The 4,067-nt window shown below is 48.6% G+C and carries 7 protein-coding genes and 1 tRNA gene; 3 read left to right on the top strand and 5 right to left on the bottom strand.

Annotated elements, in window-relative coordinates; translation table 11 throughout:
* The coding region (locus tag NIG5292_RS14085) for a tyrosine-type recombinase/integrase (protein ID WP_048600175.1) at nucleotides 1-430 on the bottom strand (430 nt) is incomplete at its 3' end.
* A 438-nt stretch (nucleotides 431-868) separates the two neighbouring features.
* On the opposite strand from NIG5292_RS14085, the gene NIG5292_RS14080 reads away from it, so the two are divergent.
* The gene (locus NIG5292_RS14080; protein ID WP_048600174.1) at nucleotides 869-1,117 is read left to right on the top strand and encodes a hypothetical protein; all 249 of its coding nucleotides are present in this window, start codon (nucleotides 869-871) and stop codon (nucleotides 1,115-1,117) included.
* Between the two features lie 13 nt (nucleotides 1,118-1,130).
* Nucleotides 1,131-1,207, top strand: a tRNA-Ile gene (locus tag NIG5292_RS14075).
* A gap of 62 nt (nucleotides 1,208-1,269) precedes the next feature.
* Here NIG5292_RS14075 and NIG5292_RS14070 read toward each other — a convergent pair.
* Nucleotides 1,270-1,755 carry a peroxiredoxin gene (locus NIG5292_RS14070; RefSeq protein ID WP_370726559.1) on the bottom strand — a complete coding sequence of 162 codons (486 nt, stop codon included), beginning with the start codon at nucleotides 1,753-1,755 and terminating at the stop codon, nucleotides 1,270-1,272.
* Between the two features lie 213 nt (nucleotides 1,756-1,968).
* Between NIG5292_RS14070 and NIG5292_RS14065 the strand changes: the two genes are divergently transcribed.
* Nucleotides 1,969-2,391 (top strand): BLUF domain-containing protein, encoded by a 423-nt coding sequence (locus NIG5292_RS14065; protein WP_082136721.1) that lies wholly within the window; start codon nucleotides 1,969-1,971, stop codon nucleotides 2,389-2,391.
* A 645-nt stretch (nucleotides 2,392-3,036) separates the two neighbouring features.
* On the opposite strand, the gene NIG5292_RS14865 is transcribed toward NIG5292_RS14065, so the two are convergent.
* The 3 genes from NIG5292_RS14865 to NIG5292_RS14060 form a co-directional block, all read right to left on the bottom strand.
* Nucleotides 3,037-3,324, bottom strand: a complete 288-nt coding sequence (locus NIG5292_RS14865) for a hypothetical protein (protein WP_143082022.1) — start codon at nucleotides 3,322-3,324, stop codon at nucleotides 3,037-3,039.
* A 54-nt stretch (nucleotides 3,325-3,378) separates the two neighbouring features.
* On the bottom strand, nucleotides 3,379-3,453 hold the full coding sequence (locus NIG5292_RS15210) for a DUF3768 domain-containing protein (protein WP_233488242.1): 75 nt from the start codon (nucleotides 3,451-3,453) through the stop codon (nucleotides 3,379-3,381).
* Between the two features lie 316 nt (nucleotides 3,454-3,769).
* The coding region (locus NIG5292_RS14060; RefSeq protein WP_048600171.1) for a transposase at nucleotides 3,770-4,067 on the bottom strand (298 nt) is incomplete at its 5' end.

The raw sequence follows: 4,067 nt of genomic DNA, 5'->3' as shown, positions 1-4,067 counted from the left end.
AACTGCGCCTTCCCGAATGGCTTGAAGCATCCTTAAGTCCTACAGCTTTGTAAATGTCGAGGAACAGCTGACACATGGTGTTTGCTGAGAAGTGCCCACCCTTTTGACTCTCAAACAATGCGTGATGCGGCTTGGCTGTGCGGATTGATGCGCTGTACTCGACTAGGGCTTTGCGTAAGCGTTGGTTCATGTACACCGTGCGCGTGTGCCCACCCTTGCTTTGATCCGCTGTAAGGATGAACTGTGTGCGCACGCTGCCTGCTTCATCAAACACGTTGCCCACGGTGAGTGCAGCAATCTCCTTTGCTCTCAGCCCTGCGTAAAAGCTGGTGAGTATGATTGTCTCATCGCGTATCGGATGACGCCTGCTGCGGCAGTACTGGATCACACGGCGCAGCTGCGCATCGTTTAACGTTTGTGCTTGGCGCATGGCGTTATCTCCTCAAAACCTAAGCATTTGTTAGCTTTGAGCATAAAGTCTGAGATTTTGGTCTTCCTACCGGAAAGACGACTTTCTTGAAGTCTATGTTTTACAATGACTTACGCAATAATCTCATACAATATGCATTCTATGAGGTTTTGGGCTGTGTGATTGCGCTCAGTACAAGCCTTGCTGCTATGCTCCGCTGCCTACAACACATCCCTCCCAAAACATGGAGACAGCGGAGCTTAGCAGCGCCATAAGCACTGCGAAGCCAAGAACCTGGCATTTAAATCACCTCATGCCAAGTTATAATCCAAATGATCAATCAGTAGCGCTTACAAGCTTTGAGGTCGTGGACTGCGTGATACCATTTACCGTGCTTGAGCACTTGCATCATCAATCTTTTGCCATAAATCACCACCGCAACTTAATAGGAGGCCTTAAATGTTTGATCAGTCAAAAGTCAGGGCTCTTGTGGAGCCAATACTCAACGCCAGTGATCCAGCAAAAGAATTGCGGGAACACGTGCTCGGTGCAGGAGGTCAATGGGCGGAGCCAGATAGCACGGATCTATTCGAGATTAGCTATGCTGGAATTGCAGGTATTGGCTTTGGCACCGAAGAAGCCGCAGAGCACTGGATTGCAAATGCTATAACTCAATTAACCATTGAGCAGCTGGAAGCACTGGCATAACCAGCTCATGCGTGGGCCTGTAGCTCAACTGGTTAGAGCAGAGCGCTCATAACGCTTTGGTTGCGGGTTCAAGTCCTGCCGGGCCTACCACGCATTTGCCCCCTTGGCGGAATTGGTGAGCGTCCTGGGCTGTGCGATCAACAGTTCACTAATTACCTTTGACTTAAATAGTCTAACATGGTTTCAGCCGACGAAACGGTCATTGGCACCCCTGCTGGATTATCGCACAAGCCAGGCTCGGCAAAAAACTTTATGATTTCCCTATTTTCCACCAACATCGAGTAACGCCAGCTGCGCATCCCCATGCCTTGCGCTGATCGATCCACCAGCATACCCATTTTCCGCGCAAATTCACCGTTCCCATCAGGCAACATCGACACACGCTGTATGTTTTGTGCCTTCGCCCATTGAAACATCACAAATGCATCATTCACAGCAGAGCAGATAACGTCATCAATCCCTTCTGCAATAAATGCATCATAGAAGTGTTCGTAACCCGGCAGATGGCTTTCCGAACATGCTGGAGTAAACGCACCGGGCAACGCAAAGAATACCACACGTTTCTTTTTAAATAGATCATCAGCTGTCAGCTTTTGCCATTCGAACGGGTTTTCAACACCTTGGTCAGGAATACGCACACGCGTATGAAACGCAGCATCTGGCACTTTTTGTGGAAACATCTGGTATTACCCTAATTCGGTTGCTTGGCGTCATATATTACCTTCAATATTAAACCAAACAATCCCACCAAATCCATTAACATATCAATATTTGAATACTTAGTGATTATCTGATACACGTACCTTAGTCACTAGTACTTCGTTATGAGCAAATGCCCAAAAGGTGAGTGAATGATCCGAACTGTCATGTACCAAAGCACTCCGAAGACAGAGATGCATAGCACTGATGACTGTGACATAATGGAAACCGCCTGGAAGCATAATGAGGCTATGGGTATAACTGGCTTTTTACTGCGAACACCTTACAATTACTTTCAAGTGATCGAAGGTCAGCCCGAAGTAGTTGATGATCTGATTTTGATGATACGCAATGATACACGGCACCAAAGCGTGGAGATACTCTCAGACAAGTCTTCTCAAAATCGTGCATTCGACACTTGGTGCATGGATTACCATATTGCTTCTGAAGAGGAAGGTGCCGATATTATTTCAAAATTGGGCACAGGCGAAGATTTTGTTGCCGCTTTAATTAGTTACATGCAGCACAAATCGAAACAAAAAATAGCCCGCTCACCGTTAAAGGCATTTGGCTAGTAAGCTATCTCCCCCAGAGCTCTGCCAACCCTATCGTGTTTTACGTGTTTCTATCTGTTCAAGCTCAGCTTCGCCGAGCTGACTTTCGCTGTTTGTTCAATCGCTCACGCTCATTCCCAAACCACTTCAGTCGTTTGTTTAACGATGGATTAGCTCAAACACATTTAATGACTTTGATCATATATGAATGGGATCTCATCCAGATTGTGTAGTCATACCAAGGCTATCCGCAGCCTTGGTATGACGAAGACCTCATCCGAGTTGCTTTCGCCTGTCATAAGCGCAACCTTGTTACAGGAAGCTGGGGTTTCTCGATCAGCTTTACACGCCACCTTTTCAGCAACGCACCCAATGCATCCAAAGCCATGACAAACCGTGGACACGGGCGTGGGGTACTCTTACGAGCCTTGTCTCCCACTCCTGCCATCTCTCTTTGCAGACGCTGGATGACACAGCGACGGTTGAACATGCAGCTCGGCTACTGCGCGGCATCCCTAACATCCTCCGCCACAGCGTGACCTGTGTTCGGATCTTCTTGGGGCATCTTACGATGCATAGAGCCTGTTGCCGATCATAGAGACTGCACAACCATTTTAGTCTTCACGTGTATTTATCAACGACAGCAAAAAAACCGTCCAAAACTGGCTATTCTGCAGCCATTGCAACAGGCGCTTTCTTCGTGGTTTTACGCGCAGCACTTTTGGCCTCAGCCTCTTTGATGATCTTTACAAATCTTGGGTGCACGAAGTCAGGCTCAAGCCCTGCACACATACACACTTCATTAAATTCGCGGGATGGATAGGACCCAACCCACCGTGCTGCAGTGACAAAGTCTTTATGTCCTTCATGACTGCGGTTTGCGTCACGAATGTCCCGAAGAACTTGGAACAATACTGCCTGCCAGAGCAATTGGTGTGAGGAGGAATCGGACATGGCGATAGATTAGCCAGAATGCACAAAGTGTCATCACGATAGTTAACAAATTGATCAATATTCTTCTGCTAGCATGATCGTGAGTACACGCGCGGTGACAGTTGGATCGCTTGGGTCTGGCGACTGCATTTGCAGGTCTACGTCGTAGGTATCGTGTGTGGATGCTCCCGGTTTCGCAAGGTGATTTCGGGACATTTTCTGGGTCAAGTTTATCGGTATCGGTCGTGTGTCAGGCCTCGTCAGATGTGGCTCTGATCGCCACGGGCCGTTATGGAGTTCGATCGCCTCAGGTCCAAATCGATCTTGAGGACTATTGGTGTCCTTGATTACTATATGGTTTTCCCGATGCGGATCAGCCGATGCTTTTGCCCATAATTGTCCTTTGATCTCCTTACTTTCCGGAATTTGTCAGCGCGAGCCGACCGTTCCGAACCTCTGCGCGGCGTCAGGCATACTCGACCAAACCACCACGATAATCCTGTTTCTTCGTGACCATGGCCCAAAGAATGCGGGCCATTTTGTTAGCCAGAGCGACGGCAGCCAACGTGCCCTTTTTGCGTTCAAGTAAGCGCCCTAGCCAGCCGTCGGGTTTGACACCTTTCCAGCGCGCCCATCTGATGCATACGGTGGCTCCTGTGATCAGTAATCGCCTCAGATCGGACTGGCCCATCTTACTGATTCGACCCAGTTTGGTTTTGCCACCCGTCGAGAGTTGTTTGGGCACCAAGCCCAGCCAGGCTGCA

This window comes from Nereida ignava (assembly GCF_001049735.1).
In the GTDB taxonomy this organism is placed as follows: domain Bacteria; phylum Pseudomonadota; class Alphaproteobacteria; order Rhodobacterales; family Rhodobacteraceae; genus Nereida; species Nereida ignava.
The sequence above is the reverse complement of the archived record's forward strand: the minus strand, read 5'-3'. Positions and strand labels throughout refer to the sequence as shown.

Coding starts and splice junctions, on each gene's coding strand:
- NIG5292_RS14080 (WP_048600174.1), top strand. CDS start 869: ATGTTTGATCAGTCAAAAGTCAGGGCTCTTGTGGAGCCAATACTCAAC.
- NIG5292_RS14065 (WP_082136721.1), top strand. CDS start 1,969: ATGATCCGAACTGTCATGTACCAAAGCACTCCGAAGACAGAGATGCAT.
- NIG5292_RS14865 (WP_143082022.1), bottom strand. CDS start 3,324: ATGTCCGATTCCTCCTCACACCAATTGCTCTGGCAGGCAGTATTGTTC.